The organism is Arsenophonus endosymbiont of Apis mellifera, assembly GCF_903968575.1.
In the GTDB taxonomy this organism is placed as follows: domain Bacteria; phylum Pseudomonadota; class Gammaproteobacteria; order Enterobacterales; family Enterobacteriaceae; genus Arsenophonus; species Arsenophonus apicola.
This window is the reverse complement of record NZ_CAJCFU010000078.1, coordinates 132,872-157,937: the sequence shown is the minus strand read 5'-3', so window position 1 is coordinate 157,937 and position 25,066 is coordinate 132,872. Positions and strand designations below refer to the sequence as shown.

Genomic DNA, 25,066 nt, shown 5'->3' with positions numbered 1-25,066 from the left:
TATTGAAGCTGTTCCTTTTTTAATATCGGTAAAAGGGTACCAATGTTGCAGCAATTAGTACTCTGAACGCAGAAAAATCCGAAGAAGAAACATACTGTTAGACAGCGTAAATAATTCTCCATTCGGTTAAAATAGAACATCGACATATCAAACGACGAATACCCGCGATGTTAGTTTTCAAATCCTTCCGCGGGTGTCAAACCTTGTTTGCAGCTATCGAATTGATACACATATTAAGCGAAGAATAGCCTCACATCCGAAAAAGAACATCTTGTTACTGGCAAGCCAACTTTATTTGTTAGCTCGCTAGCAACAACAGCGTAATTTTTACGGATTTGCTGGCTAGTCAGCTAAAAAACTTTCTCCCTTAAACGTGAGGATGCCATTTTCAAATATATAATTTTTTAACGTCTTCAAATTCACTCTATATTGTTTACTGAGCCCTCTCAGTCCACCGGACTTTGCGATCTCTTTTGCACCTAATGACACTATCTCTGTTAACAACTCAGAGGTTATTTTATTGGGTTTGTCACCTAAAAAACGTTTTCCCCTAAATTTGAGCGTGCCATTTTTATTAGGGTAATTCTTTAACGTATCCAATCTCACATTATATTGTTCACTGATCCCTTTGATTCACCGGCTCTTGCGATCCTGTCTTCACCTGATGACATAATCTCTGTTAGCATCACAGGGCTTACTTTATTGGGTTTGCCACCTAAGATACCTTCCCCTTTAACCGTTAGTGTGCCTTTTTTATTAAGGTAACTCTTTAACATACCCAATCTCACATTATATTGTTCACTGATTCCTTTGAGTCCACCGGCTTTTGCGATCCCGTCTTCACCTAATGACATAATTTCTGTTAGAATTCCAGGGGTTATTTTATTGGGTTTGCCGCCTAAGATAGATTTACCTCTAACCGTTAGTATGCCTTTTTTATTAAGGTAACTCTTTAACGTACCCAATCTCACATTATATTGTTCACTGACTCCTTTGAGTCCACCGGCTTTTGCGATCCCGTCTTCACCTAATGACATAATTTCTGTTAGCATCACAGGGGTTATTTTATTGGGTTTGTCACCTAAAAAACTTTTTCCTCTAACTGTGAGCGAGCCATTTTTATTAAGGTAACTCTTTAACGTTTCCAAACTTACACTATATTGTTCACTGAGCCCTTTGAATCCACCGGATTTTGCGATCCCTTCTTCACCTAATGACACTATTGCTTTTAATAGCTCAGGGGTTAATTTATTGGGTTTGTCACCTAAAAAGCTTTTACCCCCAACTGTGAGCGTGCCATTTTTATTAAGGTAATTGTTTAACGTACCCAATCTCACATTATATTGTTTACTAAGCCCCCTCAATCCACCGGATTTTGCGATCCCTTCGGCACCTAATGACATAATTGCTTTTAACATCACAGGGGTTATTTCATTGGATTTGCCGCGTAGTACAGCTTCCCCTACAACCGTTAGTGTGCCATTCGTATACATGTAATTATATAACGTCCCCAATTTCACATTATATTGTTCACTGATTCCTTTGAGTCCACCGGCATTTGCGATCCCGTCTTCACCTAATGACATAATTTCTGTTAATATTTCAGGGGTTATTTTATTGGGGTTGCCACCTAGAAAGCTTTTCCCGCTGACAGTGAGGGTGCCATTTGCATTAAAGTAACTATTTAACGTACAAAAATTCACATTATATTGTTCACTGAGCCTTTTTAGTCCACCGGCATTTGCGATCCCGTCTTTACCTAATGACACTATCGCTTTTAATATCTCAGGAGTTAATTTATTGGATTTGCTGCCTAATAAAACTTTCCCTCTAATCGTGAGAGTCCCATCCGTATTGAGATGATTATTTAAGGTGGAATAATTTATCTTATATTTTTCACTGACCCCTCTAAGTCCACCGGCATTTGCGATCCCGTCTTTACCTAATGACACTATCGCTTTTAATAGCTCAGGGGTTAATTTATCGGGTTTGTCGACTAAAAAAAGCTTTCCTCTAACCGTGAGGGTACCATTTGCATAGAAGTAATTTTTTAAGGTGGTATAATTTACTTTATATTTTTCACTGATCCCGCTTAGTCCACCGGCCTTTGTAAACTCCTCTGGGCCTAATGACATTATCGCTTTTAATATCTCAGGGGTTAATTTATTGGATTTGCCAGCTAAAAAAAATTTTCCCTTTAGCGAAGGAGTGCTATTTGTTTGGGGATAATCTTTTAGTGTAGTCAAATCGACGCTATATTTTTCACTAAGTCCTTTTAGTCCTATGGCCTTTGTAAACTCTCCTGGGTTTAATAATACCCTCTCTGTTGACATTTTAGGGGTGACTAATTTTACTGTTTCTTTTTCTTCCAAAGTGTCAGTTTGACTAGTACTTTGAGTGAGTAAATGATGAGGAATATTATTGTACTCTATTTTCCTTTCTAAATTGGCATTATTCATTTGCTGTTGGGTAAGTTCATTAGCTATAGGATGAGAGGGTAAAGCTTCATCTTGAGGATAGATGCTGAACCAGATATCAAAGGTACTATGGTTACAAGAGTTGATATATTGATTCACAACTTGCTCGTAAGTTTGTGAAAGTTTTTCAACTACCTCTGGTTGTAGTGTATTAAGATCACTATAGGGGGTATGCAATAGAACCACCCACTCTGGATCAACCGGGCCTAAAATATGTGTTTCATCAAAGTTTGTTGCTCTTTCTAAACTGCCTGTTTTAGAAAATAGCAACGCTATCGCGCTAGTGTCTGGATCTTCAAAATTTTGTTTGAATGAGACGGCAGGTAAGCCAAATGCGGCAATAGCAAAAATTGCATAGGCTTTATTGTGAGAGACAAATCGCACTATTTCATCATAATTTCCGGCAAGAATGGTTGTTTCTCCTAGTTTGCCAATCATAGGGTATAAGGAATCAATGTCATCTGAAGGTAGAAAACCATTTATTTCTGGCTGTTGATTTACCGGATCAAGGACAATCTGAAATAGCAACGGCAAATTATCGCGCGCAGTTAATCCATTAGGTAGTAAGCGACTTTCTCCCTGAATATGAGCAGAAGATGATATTAATCGCTGTAGTAACATCTTGGGTGGATCATTTTCGTTGTGAAAAGCGGCAGGGGCAACTGTTGATAAATGATTTATTGGAAACACGTTTTGAACTCCATAACAACAGAATATAAATAAAGCATCAAGCATAGAAGAAAAATAATTATTGTAATAATTCAAGTCTGATTAGATAGTTACTTACTTTATTAATGCAGGATCCCCAAATGCCATCGCCATTGGCACTAGTGCCTAAGTCGTTATCACTCAGATTGGTTGAGTTGGAGCACATGCAAGTTCCATTAACGGTGCCAGCGATACGTTTATCCAGGGTGTTTTTGCATAATCTATAGTTTTCAACCAAGCAAGATTTTTTTATTTAGGATAAGCTGAATTATTAACTGACTGATTATATGTATCCAGATGAAGTCCTGACAAGAAAACACCCTACGAAGATAGGGAAGATCCTATAGCAACAATTATAAAATAGTCTTGAATCACACCACGAGCATGAGGAAGATCTACTAACTCCAAGAAATAACTAAGTAAAACTCCCTGTCAATACCTGCTACTCAGTATTTTTGCCACTTTCTCTTCTTTGTTTGATCGTAAACAGCATTGCTTGTGTTTCTACCCTTGTATGATGGAGCGGCAATTTCATTGTTTAAGGAATAGTAAAGTGAAAACGAAAATGAAAATGAGCTTTCTGGTACTAGCCTTCGGCGTTTCCTTCTCTTGTGCCGCGCTTGCACTACCCAATATTACTGTCCTGGCAACAGGCGGCACTATCGCAGGTAGCGGTGAGTCACCGGTCAAAGCCAGTTACACACCAGGGACAATCAAAGTCGATCAGCTCGTGGCGCTGGTGCCACAAATAAAGCAGATCGCCAATGTTAAAGGTGAACAGGTGGTTACTGTTCGTTCGCAGGATATGGATACCACGGTATGGCTCAAGCTGGCGCAAAAAATAAATGCGCAGTGTTCAGGTACTGACGGTTTTGTTATTACTCATGGTACCGATACCATTGAGGAAACCGCCTATTTTCTAAACCTGACAGTGAAGTGTGAGAAACCTGTAGTACTGGTGGGTGCAATGCGTCCGGTTACTGCACTTAGCTCTGACGCGCCGGTAAATTTGTACGACGCGATCGTGACGGCAGCGTCACCGGACAGTGCCGGGCGGGGTGTGATGTTGGTGATGAATGGCAAGATCCTTGATGCACGGGATGTGACCAAATTAAACACCGAGAATTTAGGGGCGTTCCAGTCGATTAATTATGGCGCTTTGGGAGCTGTCTCCGACAGCAAAGTCACCTATACCCGGACGCCTGTGCAAAAACACACTGGACAGACGCAGTTCGACGTCAGCAAGCTGACTCAACTACCGGAGGTGGGTATCGTCTATAATTACGCTAATGCGTCTGATATTCCTGCCAAGGCTTTTATTGATAACGGCTATCAGGGTATTGTGAGCGCGGGTGTAGGTAATGGCAATATCTCCCATGCTATATTAAATACGTTATCCAATGCGGTCAAAAAAGGACTGGTGGTGGTGCGTTCCTCACGTGTTTCTTCCGGGCCAACCACACGTAACGGCGAAATTGATGATGACAAACACGGTTTTATTGCGTCTGGGACGCTAAGCCCCTATAAATCCCGAGTGCTACTTATGTTGGCACTGACCCAAACGAAAGATCCAAAGAAAATCCAGCAATATTTTTCACAGTATTAATAATGACAGGGGCGCATAGCCCCATTATAGTCGCTGCCATTGTAGTAGTTGTTTATTGCTAAAAATGTTATTGCAAAAAATCTCTTGTTTTTGTCAAAAACTTATTCTTTTAAACTTTGACTATAATTTATAGGCTAAGTTAAAAAATTACGAATTTACAATCTATAGTAAAATAAATTTTTAATTTAATAAGTTATAAAATGTTGGATTGTCAACGCACTCTGTCAGTCCACACTCCAATATGGTGGATATAAGGTTAGCCAGTATTAAAAACATAAATAGATAAATCGCTATTTCTCTCGCAGGGGATTTTGCGACTTGTATTTCTGCGGCATTGAATAACATTAATACTGAAATAAACAGAATAATCGCTAAAGAGAAAAGTAAGGACCAAGTATAAAGATGCAGACCAAAGACGGTAGAATAATATCCTGGATCACCTGGCAGAATATGAATTAACAATTGTCGGGTTGCCGTCATACATGTGGCGATAGAACTAAAAATAATTATACTGTAATGGCGTTGATTAATGCCAAGGATAAGATTAAATAGAAAACCGATGCCTATCATTATAATGCCTACTCGTTGTAATAAGCATAGTGGACATGGTATTTCATGTAATATAATTTGATAACAGAACGCAACAATTAATATTGCACATATTCCTAATAACCCTAGAATATTTAGATTAGAAATGATCTTTGTTGAAGTTAGTGTTTTCATCATAATTCTCTAACTAAAAAGACAGATTAATATTGTCAGTTGCATGATATTTAAATAATAAAATAGTTATAACAAACAGCATTAATAAAAGTATGTAACTTAGTTTTCTCTGTTTGAAAACAAGTGAAATAGTGATTAGAAAAGCGATGATAAAAGGTAAAAACATTATAAGATCCTATTAATATAAAATTAACTATTAGATTTTATATGCACGATAATATTATCAAGATACATGAAATATCAGATGTTATTTTTAATTATAAATTATAGATGTTAACTAATTGATGTCAAAAATTATTAATAATATTTATTGGTAAGAAATAATCTAACTTAAGATTATTGTTATATTAAATTAAAAATTTTATATAATGAATAATTATAAAGTTATATGATTATTGATATAAGAAAAAAATGAAACATTACCATTAAAGAGGGTAATAAAACCAATTTTATCAGCTTAACATTACCCGTAAGTTTTCATTCTTAATAACAACTATTAATATTTCATAAAGTTAAATTATATAGTTGCTTTAATATTACCAAAACAGAAATACTTTATTTCTAAAAATTCATCGATCCCATAATGGGAACCTTCGCGCCCGAGTCCTGATTGTTTAATCCCACCAAAAGGCGCCATTTCATGAGAGATAAGTCCTTCATTGATACCAATCATACCCGTTTCCAATGCTTCAGCAACGCGATAAATGCGGTTGATATCGCGTGAATAAAAATAGGCTGCTAAGCCAAATTCGGTTTCATTAGCTAACTGAATTGCCTCTGATTCATCAGTAAATTTAAATAAGGGTGCTAATGGGCCAAATGTCTCTTCTTTTGCGACTTTCATTTGGTTATTTACATTAATCAATACCGTTGGCTCAAAAAATAATTTTCCTTGTGAAGCGACATTGCCACCGGTTAATATGTGTGCACCTTGTTCGATAGCATCGCTGATATGCTGTTTCACTTTGTCGATAGCTTGCTGATTAATTAAGGGTCCGAGTTGGGCATCTTTTTGACTTGCAGGCCCGATGCGCAGAGTTTTAACTGCAGCACTTAACCGTTTTGCGATCTCATCATAAATACTAGTTTGAACAAGAATACGATTAGCGCAAACGCAAGTTTGTCCACTATTGCGAAATTTTGCCGCTAATACACCCTGAACAGCGGCTTCTAAATCCGCATCATCAAAAACGATAAAAGGTGCATTACCGCCTAGCTCTAATGAAAGCTTTTTGACGGTATTAGCGCACTGCGCCATTAATAATTTGCCTACTTGCGTTGAGCCAGTAAAGGTTAATTTGCGGACAATAGGGCTTTCTGTCATCACCGAACCAATCGTTTTTGCATCGGTACTGGGTACAATATTCAAAACGCCGGCTGGAATACCTGCTTTTTCAGCAAGTACTGCTAATGCTAAAGCTGACAGCGGTGTTTCAGCGGCAGGTTTTAAAATAACAGTACAGCCAGCCGCCAGAGCAGGCGCAACTTTTCTGGTGATCATGGCATTGGGAAAATTCCACGGCGTAATAGCAGCTACAACTCCAACAGCTTGTTTGATGGTCATTATTCGGCAATCAGCGACAGGAGATGGGATTGTTTCACCATAGGTTCGCTTTCCTTCTTCAGCAAACCATTGGATAAAACTAGCGCCATAAGTTATTTCACCCATTGCTTCGTTATGGCATTTACCTTGTTCCAAACTCAATATTTCTGCTAAGGCTGACTGATTCTCCATAATCAGATAAAACCATTTATTTAAAATTTGACTGCGTTGTTTTGCGCTCATTGTTCGCCAGGCGGGTAATGCCTTATCAGCGGCAGCGATTGCTTTTTGTGTTTCGTTTTTGCCTAAATCACTAACTTTAGCAATTACATTACCATTAGCGGGATTAATAACATTAAATGTTGAATGCTTGTCAGCATCGACCCATTGACCGTTAATATAGGCTTGTTGACGGAAAAGGGGAGAATTAATGAGATTATTTTCCATTGATTTTTCTCCAGAATTTAGGGGTGGAATACCATTTGATATTTTATCTTTAATTTTATTTTCAATTGTGGCTAAGAACTGCAGAATAACACATGCAACAATTGCTAACTGATTTAAAACTGCGTTAATAATAGTTATCATCATTACTAGGTTAGATTTTTATTCTAATTTAGAAAAATACAATAATCAGCTAAGCACAAATAACACCAATTTTATTGCACTAAATGATGATCACGGGTTAATAATTTTGTATCAGGCGATTATTTTGTCGTGTTAGTATCATATTGTTATATGGGATACCTCATTCATCATAGATATCAGCAATTATATTATAGTGAAGGGATCAATAAAATTTTGTTCACTACATTGGAATGTTAAAATAATATGTTGCTATCGCTGCTAGCGATCATAATTGGATATTCAAAAAAGTGGAGTTGTCACTAGTAGCCCAATCTTATCTGTTAGCTGGCTAAAAAACAGCAGCGTAACCTTTGCTGCTCTGCTGCTGTAAATGCAACATAATAAATTTATCATTATCTATTAAAACAATATGATAACCAAACTTTATTAAGAGGAATAAAAATAAACGCTACGAAATCTTAATATTATTTTTGTTGATTAAATAATATTTTCGCAGAAAGAAAATTATCGTTGTTATTACTACCCTATTCAGCACTATTATTGTGGTTATTCATAAAACTTCCCTTAATATTATTCAGGTTTTGTTGTTAATTAAGTAAATAATAATTCAATTAGAATAATTATTATTCTTCTATAGCCATATAATTGAAGGTACAATAAAAGTATAACAAATTATTATTTGATCTATTAAGGCGTTTTTTTGCTATTTTATATGGCTAAAAAATTCTTTTATGCTTTAGTTGCCTAAAAAAACGTTCTATTCTAGCCAAATTAAATTTTTTACGATTAATGTGATAAAGCCAAAAGTTACTAATAAAAATCTACCACTCTGGCAAAAAAAATTGATATGATAAATGATATTGGTTATCAGTATCATTTACATTGTGGGATATTAATATGTTTTCTCCCTCTACTATCTTTTTTGCAAATTCTATTAACTCTACTAATTCTTTAGAAAAGACTTCAGAAGCTAAATATAATATAGATCAATCAACTTTTTCTTCTATGATAAATAATGTTAGTAATTCTAATCAGAATATAGATAACGAATCTACACCTTCTATTCTTATACAGCCAAACGCACTAGATAAACAAAAAAATATATTAAATAGTGCAAAAACTTCTTGTAAAAAAATAACAAGTTCAGCATATCATTATTTGCGTTCAATTGATGGTATTGATGAATTTACTGGGGCGACAGGACAAATTTTACCACAATTTCAACAGGCATTATTATCGTTAAGTATATTACTACCCGCAATTCCTTTTGTTGGAATTGGTGCTAAAGGTGCTATTGATGAAGCAACAGAAAATTTTCAGGTTATTTATCCTTCGTTTATAAAAGAAATGAAGCAAAAAAAACAGGAAATATTAAAAGCATTACAACAAAATAATGCTGCAAATGATGTCGACAAGAAGCTTATTAAAAAAGATATTGAACAATACTTCGATGCTTGGATTGATTGGTTACAAGGTGAAAATAAACAAGAAAATAGCGAACATTTCCAGCAACTGTGTGCTGTCTGGCAAGACTTGCAAGAACAAGGTCATGGTTCAGCAAAGATTCCTTATATGGCTAAGGAATATCAACGTATTAAACAAGAATTCCCTGCTGTAAAAATTGAACGCAATTCTTCTCCATTGCAAGCCGCAGCGATGAGTTTGATGACGGCAGGAATGGTTGGTTTGTCTGCAAAATCAATTGCAGATCTATTGTTATCGCAAGGGATCCAGGCAGCAGAAGTAGCTAGTGATGCGGCAGGGTTGGTAAGCAATATTCTACTTTTGCCAGCCCAAATAATGATGACATCCTATGGAATTGCTCAAACCATTGCTGGATCTAAGCGAGATAAGCTACTACAAGAAAATCGTACTTTATTAAAAAACAACCAACACCAAGATTTTGTTAAAGAAAATATTGCCCAATTAAAAGAAATAGCAGATCGCAAAATACATTATAATTCGAAGCAAAGATTGGAGTATGGGGCTGTAACAGCGATTGGGCAGTCAGCGATGGCATTAAGTTCTTTAAGTGCCATTACTGGAGTTGGTGCGGCGGTAGGTTTTGTACCTGCTGCAATTGGCGCTCCAGCGACTATTTATGGAGCCTTTATTCGCATAAGAAGTAAAGTGCAAGAAGTAAAATTTTTAGGGGTTAAAGAAGCTGAAAATTTATCTAATAAACGATTAAATTTTGATAAGCTAACGAAAAATAAAGCTAAAGAAACCGCTCCAGTCACTAAGCAAGCACCTCTATCAACGACTGATACACATAATACTGTTGTTAAAACAGCCACTAATACTATGCTACAACAACAAAAAATCTTAGCAGAAGCAAAATTACTCTCGATAATTCAAAAGATCCTCAATAAAGCCTATCAGAATAATATTTTACTAACTGCACAAACATTACATAAAGAGGTTAGTTATGAAGTAAATCAATTATTTGATAGAGTAAATAAGAGTCAAAAACGATTTATAGAACAACCAAATAAACATTTTATCCGCCAACCGACTAGTTTATTATTAGATGATTTAAAAATAATAAAAGATATGCTTACCATTGGTGAATACAGGATTGACTGTATTGAAAATAAATTAATAAATCAACAAGGATACTATGATTTAATGTCTAGCTTAGGGCAGATACAAAAACAGCATAAAATATTGCTATCAACAACTAGCCAAGAAAAAATATTAAAATCTTGTGTGCACGATTTTTTAAAGCTAACAACAGAAAACAAAATAATCAAAGCAGCTTTACAACAGCAAGATGGTATTTCTGATAAATTATTTACTTGGCATGACCTGCAACAACTAATCCAGATTGATAAACAAGCAAAAACTATTTATACCCAACATTATAACCATTATTTTATTAAACAAATGAAAAATGAAGCTAAATTTTTAAGGGATGATGCTTATGAGCATATAATAAATGCATTAGCAACGGAAGCAACAGCTGAACAAAATACCAACAACCCCGTATAGTGAGACACTGTTAGTTATATCTACTTTAATAATAACATGTTAAACAATAGAGCTAATGTTAATTTATCACTATGCTACAGATATTAAGTTAATTTAAATAAAAAGTTTTTTTTGCAAATTTTAACTAGCGTCTATTATAAGAACGAGTTTATCGTTAGGGTTATAGATTGCATTTATTTAAAACAAATCCTATTGGATGAAATTGTAATAAAAAATAGAGTAAAATGATGTTAGAAACTTTTTTTATCGCGCTGTGACATGCTAGATTGTGATATTTGGTCACTAAAATAAATGGCAAAAAATAGCAGCACGAAAGATGGACAATTTTTCGTCGAGTAACGGTAAATTATTTACTTTATTAAATACCAGGGATAACTTATTAAATAATCCAAATTAGTTTCAAAGTACTTATTGCTAATAAGTTTTTAAAATAGAGTTTATGATAAATATTTTGTTTTATATGACCATGCAGGTTTAACAAAAGGTGTCATATAATTGTCTAATAAATATTATCAAAATATTTGGCACAGATGACATATAAACTCAATTATTTTTCACAAAAATAACATCTTGTAAATATGCTAGATGTTGGAGGTCAGCTAATATTTTCTATTTATGCTAAAGGGGCGAATGGCTATTATTGATATTGTATATATAAAGGTTTTGGCTCTAAATTAAGAATTTCTTGCTTAGAAAGCAATCTATGAGGAGGAGAGATTAAATCATTTTTATAAAATATTTTTATCCCGGTATAAATAGCATTTGGTTCTGAAGATATCACTTGGCTATACTTGGTTTTTTTTACAATCGGTGCGCCAAAACCATCCATATTTAACACAACTTGCACATTTTTCGATTTTTTCACGTTATCAAAATCAATCACCATTCTCTTTGTGAATCGGTGAATAACTAAAACTTTAGGTGGTAGATTAAACTCTTCAACCAAATTTGATAAATAATCAATAATATAATTAATATCTACAGAAGATATAGAACCTATTGCCTTCCCAGGTATATTGCCATTGTGCATCATAAACTCAGGATCTATACCTAAATGAACATTTGGCATTTTTAAATAAGGTCGAAGTCTTGTCACCTCATATCTTAAATCACTCAATCCGGGTTGGATGTCTAAAAATAAAATGGTGTCTTTTTCCATACCGGCGATTGAAATTGCATTATCTATTTGGTATTTGTTCATCCTGTTAATGTATTGGCCATCATTACCTGGATTATTACTTGCAACGATGGTTATATAGTGCAAAGCCATTATCGCTGGGGTTGTCGGATCTGCTGCATTCCACTGTGCAGCTTCAGTTTTTAATTTATTCCACATCTGTAAGGGGGAATACTCGCCTAATACTCCCATTTTTCTTGAGTCAAAATTACCATAATAAGCAACGATTCTTCTATCTGGAAGCAGGTATTTATCTGAGTCATTATCTTTTTTAATTAATTTATTTTTATGCAAAGGAACTTCATTTGTATTTTCTATACAATAGCTTTTTGTGCTCGCTTCATAATAGAACAGAGCGACAAATAGAATAATATTGTACATACATGTTCTAATTCCCATATTCTTTTTTCTTCTCTTTGATAGAACAAAGTGTTCAGCTCAATATTGCCAAATTGTATACTCTCCCTATCAGTATCTATCACATCCATGGCCAGGTTATTTTCGACTGATAGATGCTTTTCCTAAGTTGCAAAAATTTTTTACTAGTGGCTAAATTAAATGTTGCCTATATTCATCTTTGAGCACTGATCCGTGGATGTCAAGATTTAACACTTTATTAATATTAATGAAAATGATTTTTATATTGTCGTGGTCAATTTATTGTGCTTTTTTGCTTACTGATTAATTTCAGTCTCGATAACCTAAGTAGGTTGTTTTGTAGAGTATTTTGAAACTGGTTAGCCTGAAGAATTTTTGTTTTTTTTATTTTTTACGCAATAATCTATTTGTCATTATTAACATACCGATATATTACATTTTAAAATTGATAAAGAGTTGCTGAACTATACAACCCAGATTTAGGATGAGGGAAGCTGTGGTTATATCTCTCATAGTGAACTAGCTAAAGAATAGAATTTTATAGCACAAGATTTTCAATATATTAGAAAAAACTTGAAATACTAAATTATTAATTGTTGATGAATAGGGACAGCTGTTTAATGTGGCTGATGTAGAAAAATTATGTCAATACTCTAATTTTGTGTAAGAAAAATAAATGAAATTAACTCTAATATAAAAAATAATAAGGATTTATATTCAGCTTTATCTAAAATAAGTAACCAACTTGAATTTTAAAAAAAGGATATTGAGATTTATTGTGGCATATTGCTGTTATCTGAAAATTGTAATAATGTTTATCTTACTGATTCCATTATAGAATCTAATACATTAGAAGAAGTCTTTGATAAAATTAGTTTTTTTAAACAAAAAATTTATAATATAAATAATTCAATAATTGACAAAGAAACATTATTATTTGAAGTTAATGATTTTTTTCATTAATAGATGAAAAATTTAAAAAAGTAGAAGAACATTATTTAATTATTATGGAAAATTATACTGATAATAAATTATCCTATATAAAATTCACCTTTACATTTTAAAAAAGAAGAAATTTATCTATAGCTGATTGATTATTTGTTAAATCAGAATTTAAGCAAAGAAATTGATATTAAAAAAATCAATGAAAAGAATTTTTTAGAATTATATTCAGAATATATCTATCATGATGTAAGAATATATCCTCAAGCACTTATAGAGCTAAAATATTTAGTAAGATCATTTAGTTACCAAGAAATGACTCAACAAAGTTTTATTGAGTTAATAATAGAAGTTCATTCATTAAGTCATTCTTCATTTGATTTATTAAATCAATTACTGGCAAAAGAGGCACATTAGTAAAAACAAAGATAATTTACTGACTGTGTACTTAGTTAAATGTGCTGGCAACAGGGATAATTAAAATGATAACTCAGACTTTATTTATTTCGTTATATCAAATAATAGTTTGAGTTTTTTATATTCTATATTTATAGGCGGATTTTCAATAGTTATTTTTGCTAATTTTATTCTGGCTGTTATTTTATCAATGACTTGATAGTTTAATAATTGAATGCTGAAGTCAATTATATGCTATTAAAAATATTTATAAAAATCTATAAACCCTAACATGAAAATTACTTAATTTTTCTATTATATTGGCAAATTGAGTAATATTTAAAAATAAGCAAGTATGTGGCGGTGAATTTGTAAAAATAAAGGAATGTTATAACCTCTTATAGTTTGTTAAAAAAAATAACATTTAAAGATGGGAGGGGGTATGGGGGGAAGTTATACGCATATTAGGATAAATTACAATAATTCCAATCAATCGGATACTCGGTATACATTACCTACTTCAGTTCAAGTCCCAACCGTTAATTCTTCTGATAGGTCAACTCCATTACCCTCTACCGAGGCCACAACGACGTTGCCAACTTCACATAGCACAATGAGGTGGTCGTCTTCACATAATACAACCACGTCGCCAACTTCGCATAGCACAACGACATTGCCGACTTCGCACGTAACGATTAAGATGCCTGATGCGGGTGTTGATTTGAACTATGGGTTAATCAATAATACTCCGACATCAACGCAGCCAACTGTGACCTCAACGACAGCGCCAACTTCGCATCCTGTAACGACAGCGCCAACTTCGCATCCTGTAACGACAGCGCCAACTTCGCATCCTGTAACGGCAACGCCAACTTCGCATCCTGTAACGACAACGCCAACTTCGCATGTAAAAATTAAGATACCGGGTTCAAATGTAGATTTAGACTATAGTTTGATAATAGATAGAACACCGACTTCATCACAGCCAGCAGTAACGTCAAAGGAAGCATTATTTATACCTCGTTCACAAGCGTCAAAGCAAATTGTCGAGCTAATGAATGATTATGCCAGAGGTGGTTATAGTAATGGAGTTAATAATAAACCTTCTTATGATATTACTAAAGCGGCAGAACAAATATCGCGAGAAAATTCAACCTGGAATGGTAAAAATATTCTTGGTAGGCATGCTGACATAACTTACACTTTTTATGATTGGGGGCAGGCAAATTCGAATTCGCCTGGTTCCACTCAGGTGGTTGGCCTTAGTGAACAACAACAGCAGCAAATATTGCTCGCATTAGATTCTTGGGCTGATGTCGCTAATATCACTTTTAGCCTTAAATCATCGCTCAGTGGCCGAGCAAATCTTGATTTTGGTAATTTTAACAGAGTGCAAGGTCAAGCTTTTGCTTATTTACCCAATTCTGGGGCCCTTTCCGGCGAATGCTGGTTTAATGTACAGAACCATTCAGAAAATTTATATCCAACTAATGGCAATTATGGCCGACATACTTATGTTCATGAGATTGGTCATGCCTTAGGTTTATCTCATCCGGGTGAATATAATGCACAAGAGGGTGTTAGATTAACTTATCTGTTTGATGCGAGTTATAAGGAAGATTCTCGTCAATTTAGTGTAATGAGTTATTGGCGTGAAGATGTTACCGGTGCCTATTTTCAAGGGCTTTATGCAGCGGCGCCCTTGCTAGATGATATTAGTGCTATACAAAGGTTGTATGGGCCAAATATGAATACTCGCACTGGAGATACAATCTATGGTTTTAATTCTAATACGGGCAAAGATTACTATTTAACCAATGATGCCCGTATAGAGCTGATATGCTGTATATGGGATGCCGGAGGTAATTATACTTTAGATCTTTCCGGCTATTTTCAGAGACAACGAATAAATTTGAACGAGAGTACATTTTCTGATGTTGGTGGTTTAAAAGCTAATCTTTCAATCGCTAAGGGAACCGTTATTGAAAATGTTATTGGCGGTTATGGCAATGATACTATTGTCGGTAATGATGCAGCTAATAATATTAAAGGCGGAGCGGGCAATGACACTATTTATGGAGGACTTGGTGCTGATCGACTTTGGGGTGATGGCGTAAATCCGCAATCGATTCGGTTTACTCAGGCCATGCAAAGTATTGGTTCAGAGAAGTTTGATTTTGATACTTTAAGTCCAGAGCAGTGACAAACTATTGAACAGGAGATAACTGCATTTGATTCAGCCAATGCGGCTGGAATAATAGGAGCAGAAGCTGACCAATCTACCACGCAACAACAAATAACAACGCAGCAAATAGCCGATCGGAGAACCGCGGCTATCTCTCATGAAATTATTGAAGAAGATCGCTTTATTTATTTTTCTGCTAAAGAATCAACACCTTCAGCTTGCGACATGATTATAGGATTTCAGGCTGGAATTGATAAAATAGATCTCTCTGCAATGAAAATTAGCAATAAGGCGCAAAATACAAATAGAGACTATGTTGTTGAACAGTTTAGTCATAAGATTGGAAAAATTGAGGTAAAGCATTATTCGGATAATGGACATCGTATTCTTATCAGAGGGGATAGTTATTCTGAAGGGGATTTTATGCTAGACATTTTCGGTACCTTTAATCCAGATACCGATATCATTGTATGGTAGTTATATTAGCTGCCTATAATCTGGCAAATAAGAAAGAAAATAATGTTAGTATTATTAACAAGCTTAAATGATTGGTTTGGATTTTATATTAGTAAATAGATGGTATTGAATGCATCTATTTTGCTCATGATATTAATTTATTTCTATTTAAGACGCATTAAGTTAGTAAAGCTGAATAGATTTTTTATTTGCTATGCTGTTACCGATATGAATAATAATAAAATTAATATTCTAATAACTATTTGTTTTAAAAATGTAAAATGAATTTTTTTATTTCTCTGATAATTCAATATTCATCGGATGGTTTATTATGACAGGGGAAAATATAATGCTATTTATGTTGCCTTTAACTCCCCAACTTTGGCTGTCCTGTAAAGACATGGCCGAAGAGACTATTTTTGTAGATTATTTATGATGTAACAAATCTAGAACCGATTTTAATAATCATGTCACTGTATTAATTTCAGATTATGATAAATTTTATACCATCAATCAAACTAGGTTAAAAAAAGAGGCCAGATGTACTGGCCTTATCAGGTTAGAAGGAAGTGTAATAACAATATTATTTTTATTTTTAATGGTTTTGGCTACAATTAATTTTTAACAATATTTTCTTTTCTTTCATTGAACTAATTGAATTTTATTGTTTTGGTGGTTGAGTATTTTGTTGCATGCTAGCCGCTTTTTCTTTAGCACTTTCGCTTAATGCGTTTGCTTTATTTGTTATATCCTCTTTAGCCGCTGCTGCTTTATTTGTTATATCCTCTTTCGCCGCTGCCGCTTTATCAGATAATGTCTGTACTTCAGAATTAAACCCTTCTTTAACCTGAGTTGCTTTCTCTTTTGCTTGATTTGTGACTTCAGTCGCTTTATCTGAAATATTTTGCTGTAACTCAGATGTTTTTTGTTGGGTTGCTTCTTTTAATTGATCTGCTTTAGTTGATAGTTTATCAGCTTCTTCAGTGGCTTTATTTTTTATATCGGTCGCAGCTTCTTTTGCCTCATCCACCACTTGTTTGGCTTTATCTGCACCCGCCTGTTTTATTTGTTCAGCACTCTCCTTGGTTTGTTGGATGGCATCGTCGACTTTAGGCGATTCATCACAGCCAGTAACAGCAGTTATTATACCCGCCAAGATGAGCATACTTAGAATTTTTTTGTTCATTAATAGGTTCCTTTCTCTATATTCATGGACGATCATAAATAAGTATATAATCAATAAAAAAGACTTTAACATTATAGATACATCTTTTGAATAAAGACATAAGACAGGATATAAGATTTTAACAACATAACAACTTGATATGTATAACTCTGTAGCTTATGTTCATTATTCATTAAGCATAGATGAGAATTAGAGGAATGAAAAAAAATTAGCATAAGTAATTGTGCTAAAATGATAATAGATAATCCTTCATGAGTGGTATGAATGATTACTTCAAATCAATCAGTCGTATTGTATCTTAAATCAATAAGCCGCGCTGATCGGCGCGTCTTATTGTTCTATTTTGCTGGAGAATATTACCTGCTATTAAGATTTCAAACTGATTTTATCAGTAAAAAAATCATCAGACTTTTCTTTCGGTGTGCCTCGGCATCCGTCACCATAGTGTTCACCTTCCCAACGACCAACAAGTGCTGCACCCATGGCATTACTCATGACATTGGTTGCTGAACGTCCCATATCTAAGAAAGGATCAATGCCCATTAATAAAATTAAGCCAGCTTCTGGAATATTAAATTGGGTTAGTGTCGCTGCAATAACGACCAAAGATGCCCGCGGTATGCCGGCCATACCTTTAGATGTCAGCATTAAAATCAACAGCATCGTGATTTGTTCACCCATACTTAAATGGATATTACATGCTTGACCGATAAAGATAACTGCAAATGAGCAATAAGCCATTGAACCTACAAGGTTAAATGAATAACCAATGGGTAAAACAAAGCTAGCAATCTTATTAGAAATACCAAACTCTTCCAGTTTTTCTAAAGTACCAGGGAAAGCGGCTTCAGAGCTTGAAGTAGTAAAAGCGAGTAAGGCGGGTTCCATAATGTGTTTAACTAAGCGTAAAATGCATGGGCCAACGATTAACACCGATACTCCAATTAAGATCACCCACAGTAATGCTAGAGTAAAGTAAAATTCTCCCATAAAAATGCTAGTACTGATCAGTACACCTAATCCGCGTTCAGCAATCATGGCGGAGATAGCGGCAAAAACGGTAATAGGGGCAAAAAGCATAACGTAGCTTGTCAGCTTTAACATTACGTAAACCAGTGAATCCAGAATTTTAATAATCGGTTCACCTTTTTTACCTATAGCAGATAAGCTACATCCCATAAAAATTGAGAAAATTACAATCTGTAAAATCTCATTACGCGACATCGCATCAATAATGCTGGTAGGTATGGCGTGAGCAATAAAATTGTGCAAAGAAAAGGTCGTAGGTGCGATATTTGTCACCGCTGAACTGCTATTTGCCACGAAATTAATACCTGCTCCTGGTGTAAGAATATTAACAATAACCAGACCAACGGTAATTGAAATGAAAGAGGCGACCATGAACAGTAACAACGTTTTTGAGAAAACCCGCCCCAATGTTTTGGCATCACCCATTTTGGCGATCCCGACGATCAGTGTTGAAATAATCAATGGTGCAATGATCATTTTTATCAAACGCAAAAAAATATCGGTAATGATTGAAATATTTTTAGCGTAGCTCGTTGTTACTTCTGTACTGGTAAGTGAATTTAATGCAAATCCAACGATTATCCCGGTGATCAGGCCTATAATAATCCAAGTAGTTAAACTTTTCGATTTCATAATGATTCCGTTTTTGTCAGGCTGGTATTAGATCTCATATTATTTAACAAAGCCTGAATTAGTATTTCAGTGTTATTATTTAAGTCATCCTTTAATTTTGTTAAATAAATGCATTTAAAATGAGAAATAATATCGATTTGTTTTTATCGAAATTGATACAATATTCTGGTTTAGATACATGATTAGTATCAAGTTAAGTGAATGTTTATATTGATTATTTGTTATTTAATTAAGTGTTAAATTACATGTTCAAAATAATTCATACCATTAAGCATTAAACACATTAGCATTTTGATATGCTATGCAATCCTACAATGTAGAATGATAACCATAACAGCATTAAAGTGAACAAACCATATAATTTAATGAATAATTTTAAATTTTGTGAATTAACGAGCTGATATTATTAGTTTATTTAATTAATAAAATGCTCTAGTAATAGCGGGGATACGACTATTTTTGCCATTATTAACTAATAATTTAGCTTTTTAGTTATTAATTAATTGATATCTTAAACAAAAGTACGCCACTATAATCTTGTCTAAAAATTAGTCAGTTTAAATTTGGTTATGAATATGTTTTTTATCTTTAAATCTTATGATTAGCGGTGTTATCCCCTGATAATTAACCAGGGGAATGAATGAAAGGACTATTTTTTTAGTTGATCATAAGTTGTTAGTGGTTGTTGTTTATTATAAGGATCACCAATGTAACGTGGGGCAGGCAGAAAATTTTTGTTAATGACGCTTTTGCTGGCATCAAATCCATCATATTCAAGTCCGGCTAAATCTGACCAAGTGTGGATCAAATGCATAATACTATAGGGTCTATTTACCATGTTATCTAAATGGTGGTGATGAGCATTAAGCCATTGCGGTGATTGCCAGATAATAAAAGGGATCTCATACATAGGGCGCGTTGGTGCTGCTTCATTACGACCTAATATATGATATGGCGGTGTGTCAAAAACTTCTTCTCCATGATCAGAAAAATAGACTAAAAAACCGTTTTCGTTAGATGCAGCAAAATCTTTAATTAGCGTTGCCACGACCTTATCGTTGAAGTGTTGTGCACTATCATAGTCGTTATAATCGGCTTGTTCACTTTTGCTAAGATTAGCCAGCATAGTATCTGTTTTATTATCAAATATCCCCTCATTTTTAGGATAGCGATAGGCATATTTCATATGAGTGCCAAGTAAATGGACAACAATAAATTTTTTCTCAGCGGGATCTTTTAATACCTCCTGGAATGGAGTTAGCACCGATGTGTCATATTGCCGTGAACTTTGCGCCATATCGTTGTTCAGGTAATATTGTTTATCCGTCTGACGTGAAAACGCAGTTAACATCGTATTACGCTGAGTTATAGTTTGTTGATTGGTGATCCAGAAAGTTTTATAACCCGCTTGCTTCATCATATTCATTAACGAGGGATGCGTTTTATAAAGTTCGGGTTGTAATTGATCGGCGAAAGTTAATGCTTGTTGTAACACTTCGATAGTGTAAGGGCGTGAAGTAACCACATCGGTGAATACTTTTAAATTATTAGGGTATTGTGCTGCTAACGCGTCTAGTTGTGGTGTTGTTTTACGGCCATAGCCCTATAAACTCATGCGGCCTCGGCTGGTCGACTCACCAATGATCAACACTAATGTTCTTGGCGTAGAACCATTGTTATCAATCAAATTTTTTAATGGAGGAATTTTAGCATTGTTGGTTAAGATAGCCTCCATATTCATCAGCTGATTCTGATAGAGAAAATAACCACTAATAAATTGCCAAGGGGCAGCATAAGCCATTCTCGCATTTAAATATGGCATGAGATCATCAAGATCACCGTTTGATTTGATAACTTTTTTGTAAAAAGGGGCGCCAAAAAGAATACCAATAATAATCGTTGACAATAAAAGTTTAGCAGAAACGGATATATGAACAGGTTTTATGCGTGTCCATAAAAAAATAGCGATTAGCGTATAAAGCAATAGGGTTGCGATAACTTTAATACTTAAATATTGCGTTAAGAATTCACTAGCTTCATGTGTGTTTGTTTCAAACATGATAAACATGACACTTTGTGAAAATTGTTGGCCATAAACAATATAATAGGCCAAGGCGATCGCAGAGGATAGCCAAAGAATAAAGCCTATAATAGCGGTAACCAATTTAATATGGCGAGAAAAAAACAGGGCTGGAATAAGCCAAACAGTGCTGTATAAAAGAGAATCTCTTAGCCCAATGGTATTACTTTGACCGGTTGTTACTACAATGATCTGAATAACCGTAGAAAAATAGAGAAAAAAGACAAGTAACCAGATAAAGGCTACCAAGTTATTTTTTTTACTTGGTGAAGAATTAAACATATAATTTATGCTCATCAATTTGGTTTTTCAAACGTAAGGTGTTGGGTATTATTTTCATTATCAGGTTTTGGGCGACTGATAATTTTTTGAACATTAAACGAAATACAGATAATTGCAACAAAAATATTATTGCTCTTAAGTGATTGTTGAAAATGCGTTACCAGATTTACACTAGTTAAGAAGTATTATTAAATGATATTTTATTTTGACTAACAAGATAGCCAATTATTTTGGGTTTTAATAATAAAGATAAAGATTATAGTAATAATAACAGCAGCTAGTGCTTTGATTTGAGAAAAATATATAAAATGATCAGTAATAGCAGTGGAGTTATAGTGAAAACTCCACTGAAAATTATTTTATAAAATGTTATTTTTTTATTAAATAGTTTTTATCATTATTTTATTTATTAATGAGTCGGCCAAATGTTGCTATTATTGCTATTACTATTGTTGTTGTTATTATTATTTGGATTATTATCTTTTTGTCCACCATTATTCGAACCGCTATTGTTCCTATTACCGCTTTGTCCTCCATTGTTCGAACCGCTATTGTTGCTATTACCGCCTTGTCCGCCATTGTTCGGGCCACTATTGTTGTTATTACCGCCTTGTCCACCATTATTCCAGCCGCCATTGTTCGAACCGCCATTATTGTTACCACCGCCTTGTCCGCCATTATTCCAGCCACCGTTGTTCGAACCACTATTGTTGCCATTACCGCCTTGTCCGCCATTATTCCAGCCGCCATTGTTCGAACCGCCATTATTGTTACCACCGCCTTGTCCGCCATTATTCCAGCTGCCATTGTTCGAACCATTGTTATTGTCTTGCTCAACTTTTATTGTTAATCGGCCAACAAATTTTAAGGTAGCCATAAGACGACTTGGCCCGCTATTAAGACAACGTAAGTAAAATTTTGCCAAATTAATATTTGTAATGGTGGCATCCGGTTGAATATCACCAGTTTTATAAAAACTAACTCCTGCATAGGCACCCATTTCGCCAGCTACAAATTCAGTGTTATTTCTTACCATTCCCCACATAGACCACCAATCGTGATCAGCTGTACTTAGTTGATGATCGTTTATTGCATAACCAATTCCTGGCGTTCCAGTAGCATAAACTTTGTTATCATTATAAATATCGACATAGCTATTATAATCACTTGTTCTTGCTAATATACGAAGATTGTTTTTAGGGCAGCTGCCATGAACTTTAGTGCTCATCTGTCCTTCAAGAGGGCCAATAATTCTGGTACCAATCGGCATATTTGATTTTATCGTCGCTGCGCCAGCAAAATGGACATAATTTTCTCCTAGGTGGTCGGGTATTATATCATTAGCCCATGCTATGTTTACCATAAAGAGAGGGATTAGTTTATATATTAATTTCATCTGTTCTTATCCTCATAAATAGTTTTAGTGTATTAATTTTATATTTATAACTTGTGGTAACTTATTAATAGTTTGCTGATATTCTGTTGTAAAAAAGCTTGAATAGATTATTAAGAGAGAAAAATTAATGAATAGAGTTTTTTATCTAATTTGATTATTTATTTTAAAGTATTGCTATTTTTGCATTGCTTTAATTAAATGATATTTATTATACCCATTTCCACCTTATCATCATTTATCTACTTTGACGAAGGCATTAAATACACGCTTTATTGAATTAATTTAGTGAATTAAATGTATTGATAGCTTAAATTTAATATTTATAATAAGTTTTTTTAGAAAAAATTTTCTTTAAATAGCAATTGGTAATAAAAACAATTTACTAAATTTTAATAATAATGAAAGTGAGAACAATGAAGTTATCGTCATTGGTAAGGAAATAGCGATAACTTAGCCGGCATTATTGTAAATAGAAGCTTGAATTGCCTTTTGTCTGTCTCAAAGAATACAAAGTTGAAAATGTTATTTATCAGCTACATTTTAGCCTGAGAAGGTTTAATTAAGGTATCGAGGGAAGGCAAGTATTAGACAAAGGAGAGGTTGTCCCGATGGTATTTTTTATCTTTTAGAGCAACTGCATTGGGCAATTAGCTCTCTGGGCTTCAAAACTGAATAGCTTAACATGATCGATTAATTATCCTATTTGCCTTGGTATTTTCAATCGTTGCATTCGATAATCATTTATGCGATAAATTGTATCGATTGAAAAAGTAGCGATAGCCCATACAACTACTGAAATTTTTTGGTTTTATCATTTTTTTCTTAAGTGAAATTTATTAAATTTAACTAAATTTTTTCTAAGCTGGCTTAAGATGACGATATGCATAGTGAACTTAACAAAATATAAAATAAAACAACAACATTGGTTCATAAATTAAAATAACTATTATAAAAAGTATACCTGAATATGATGAAGGAATACTGCTAATTGAGTTATTGATATAAAAAATATGTCTGGGTTTATATTTTAAAGTCTGAATCTTTATGTAATAGATTTATTATTGCTTAATAGCAATAAATGGCGCGCGCTCTGTTATTCGCAATAGGTAAGATTTCGATTTTGTAAAATTGAAAGCCATTGGTCAACGAAAAATATATAAATAAAAAAACAGTAATAGCAGTGGAGTTATAGTGAAAACTCCACTGAAAATAATTTTATAAAATGTTATTTTTTTTATTAAATAGTTTTTATCATTATTCTATTTATTAATGAGTTGGCCAAATGTTGCTATTATTGCTGTTACTATTGTTGTTATTATTGTTATTTGGAGTATTATCTTTTTGTCCACCATTGTTCGAATCGCCATTATTGTTATTACCGCTTTGTCCACCATTGTTCGAATCGCTATTGTTGCTATTACCGCCTTGTCCGCCATTGTTCGGGCCACTATTGTTGTTATTACCGCCTTGTCCGCCATTGTTTGGGCCACTATTGTTGTTATTACCGCCTTGTCCGCCATTATTCCAGCCACCGTTGTTCGAACCACTATTGTTGCCATTACCGCCTTGTCCGCCATTATTCCAGCCACCGTTGTTCGAACCACTATTGTTGCCATTACCTCCTTGTCCGCCTTTATTCCAGCCACCATTGTTCGAACCGCCATTGTTGGAACCACCGTTATTATCTTGCTCGACTTTCATTGTTAATCGGCCAACAAATTTTAAGGTAGCCATAAGACGGCTTGGTCCGCTATTAAGACAGCGTAAGTAAAATTTTGCCATATTAAAATTTGTAATGGTGGCATCAGGTTGAATATCACCAGTTTTATAAAAACTAACTCCTGCATAGGCACCCATTTGGCCAGCTACAAATTTAGTGTTTTTTCTTACCATTCCCCACATAAACCAACGATCGCGATCAGCTGTATTTAGTTGATAATCGTTTATTGCATAACCAATTCCTGGCGTTCCAGTAGCATAAACTTTGTTACCATTATAAGTATCGACATAGCTATTATAATCACTTGTTCTTACTAATATACGAATATTGTTTCTAGGGCAGCTGCCATGAACTTTAGTGCTCATCTGTCCTTCAAGAGGGCCAATAATTCTGGTACCAATCGGCATATTTGATTTTATCGTCGCGGCGCCAGCAAAATGGACATAATTGTCTCCAATATGGTCGGGTATTATATCATTAGCCCATGCTATGTTTACCATAAGAAGAGGTATTAGTTTATAGATTAATTTCATCTGTTTTTATCCTCAAAAATAGTTTTAGTATATTAAT

General features: G+C 34.2%; 14 protein-coding genes and 1 pseudogene. 5 read left to right on the top strand and 10 right to left on the bottom strand.

Going from position 1 to position 25,066, the window contains the following annotated elements:
• Positions 1–602: 602 nt before the first annotated feature.
• Positions 603–3,167, bottom strand: a complete 2,565-nt coding sequence (locus H1X92_RS13290) for a hypothetical protein (RefSeq protein ID WP_180560591.1) — start codon at positions 3,165–3,167, stop codon at positions 603–605.
• Positions 3,168–3,750: 583 nt separating this feature from the next.
• Here H1X92_RS13290 and ansB point away from each other — a divergent pair.
• Positions 3,751–4,791: an L-asparaginase 2 gene (gene ansB / locus H1X92_RS13285; protein WP_180560674.1), complete on the top strand. Its 1,041-nt coding sequence runs from the start codon at positions 3,751–3,753 to the stop codon at positions 4,789–4,791.
• 180 nt (positions 4,792–4,971) lie between these two features.
• Here ansB and H1X92_RS13280 read toward each other — a convergent pair whose 3' ends face one another.
• The 3 genes from H1X92_RS13280 to H1X92_RS13275 form a co-directional block, all read right to left on the bottom strand.
• A complete protein-coding gene (locus tag H1X92_RS13280) occupies positions 4,972–5,517 on the bottom strand; it encodes a disulfide bond formation protein B (RefSeq protein WP_180560590.1) in 546 nt (181 codons plus the stop codon).
• 10 nt (positions 5,518–5,527) lie between these two features.
• Positions 5,528–5,680 carry a DUF5993 family protein gene (locus tag H1X92_RS15945; RefSeq protein ID WP_225507038.1) on the bottom strand — a complete coding sequence of 51 codons (153 nt, stop codon included), beginning with the start codon at positions 5,678–5,680 and terminating at the stop codon, positions 5,528–5,530.
• Between the two features lie 351 nt (positions 5,681–6,031).
• Entirely contained in the window at positions 6,032–7,504 is a 1,473-nt protein-coding gene (locus H1X92_RS13275; protein WP_180560589.1) for an NAD-dependent succinate-semialdehyde dehydrogenase, read from the bottom strand.
• A 1,038-nt stretch (positions 7,505–8,542) separates the two neighbouring features.
• On the opposite strand from H1X92_RS13275, the gene H1X92_RS13270 reads away from it, so the two are divergent.
• Positions 8,543–10,636, top strand: coding sequence for a hypothetical protein (locus H1X92_RS13270; protein ID WP_180560588.1), 2,094 nt, complete (start codon positions 8,543–8,545; stop codon positions 10,634–10,636).
• Between the two features lie 637 nt (positions 10,637–11,273).
• Here the strand turns inward: H1X92_RS13270 and H1X92_RS13265 are convergent.
• A complete protein-coding gene (locus tag H1X92_RS13265) occupies positions 11,274–12,212 on the bottom strand; it encodes a hypothetical protein (protein WP_180560587.1) in 939 nt (312 codons plus the stop codon).
• A 1,077-nt stretch (positions 12,213–13,289) separates the two neighbouring features.
• Here H1X92_RS13265 and H1X92_RS13260 point away from each other — a divergent pair.
• The 3 genes from H1X92_RS13260 to H1X92_RS16345 all read left to right on the top strand — a co-directional run bounded on the left by H1X92_RS13260 (position 13,290) and on the right by H1X92_RS16345 (position 16,191).
• Positions 13,290–13,550, top strand: a complete 261-nt coding sequence (locus tag H1X92_RS13260) for a hypothetical protein (protein ID WP_180560586.1) — start codon at positions 13,290–13,292, stop codon at positions 13,548–13,550.
• 421 nt (positions 13,551–13,971) lie between these two features.
• Complete coding sequence (locus tag H1X92_RS13255) at positions 13,972–15,732, top strand: M10 family metallopeptidase C-terminal domain-containing protein (RefSeq protein WP_180560585.1); 1,761 nt, start codon at positions 13,972–13,974, stop codon at positions 15,730–15,732.
• 6 nt (positions 15,733–15,738) lie between these two features.
• Complete coding sequence (locus tag H1X92_RS16345) at positions 15,739–16,191, top strand: M10 family metallopeptidase C-terminal domain-containing protein (protein ID WP_180560673.1); 453 nt, start codon at positions 15,739–15,741, stop codon at positions 16,189–16,191.
• Between the two features lie 640 nt (positions 16,192–16,831).
• On the opposite strand, the gene H1X92_RS13245 is transcribed toward H1X92_RS16345, so the two are convergent.
• From H1X92_RS13245 to H1X92_RS13225, 5 genes and pseudogenes are all read right to left on the bottom strand, one after another.
• Positions 16,832–17,356 (bottom strand): hypothetical protein, encoded by a 525-nt coding sequence (locus H1X92_RS13245; RefSeq protein WP_180560584.1) that lies wholly within the window; start codon positions 17,354–17,356, stop codon positions 16,832–16,834.
• A gap of 366 nt (positions 17,357–17,722) precedes the next feature.
• On the bottom strand, positions 17,723–19,018 hold the full coding sequence (locus H1X92_RS13240) for a dicarboxylate/amino acid:cation symporter (protein ID WP_180560583.1): 1,296 nt from the start codon (positions 19,016–19,018) through the stop codon (positions 17,723–17,725).
• 649 nt (positions 19,019–19,667) lie between these two features.
• Positions 19,668–21,380 (bottom strand): annotated as a pseudogene (cptA, locus tag H1X92_RS13235) (phosphoethanolamine transferase CptA).
• A gap of 409 nt (positions 21,381–21,789) precedes the next feature.
• Positions 21,790–22,776, bottom strand: coding sequence for a hypothetical protein (locus H1X92_RS13230; protein WP_180560582.1), 987 nt, complete (start codon positions 22,774–22,776; stop codon positions 21,790–21,792).
• A gap of 1,266 nt (positions 22,777–24,042) precedes the next feature.
• A complete protein-coding gene (locus H1X92_RS13225) occupies positions 24,043–25,029 on the bottom strand; it encodes a hypothetical protein (protein ID WP_180560581.1) in 987 nt (328 codons plus the stop codon).
• Positions 25,030–25,066 lie beyond the last annotated feature (37 nt).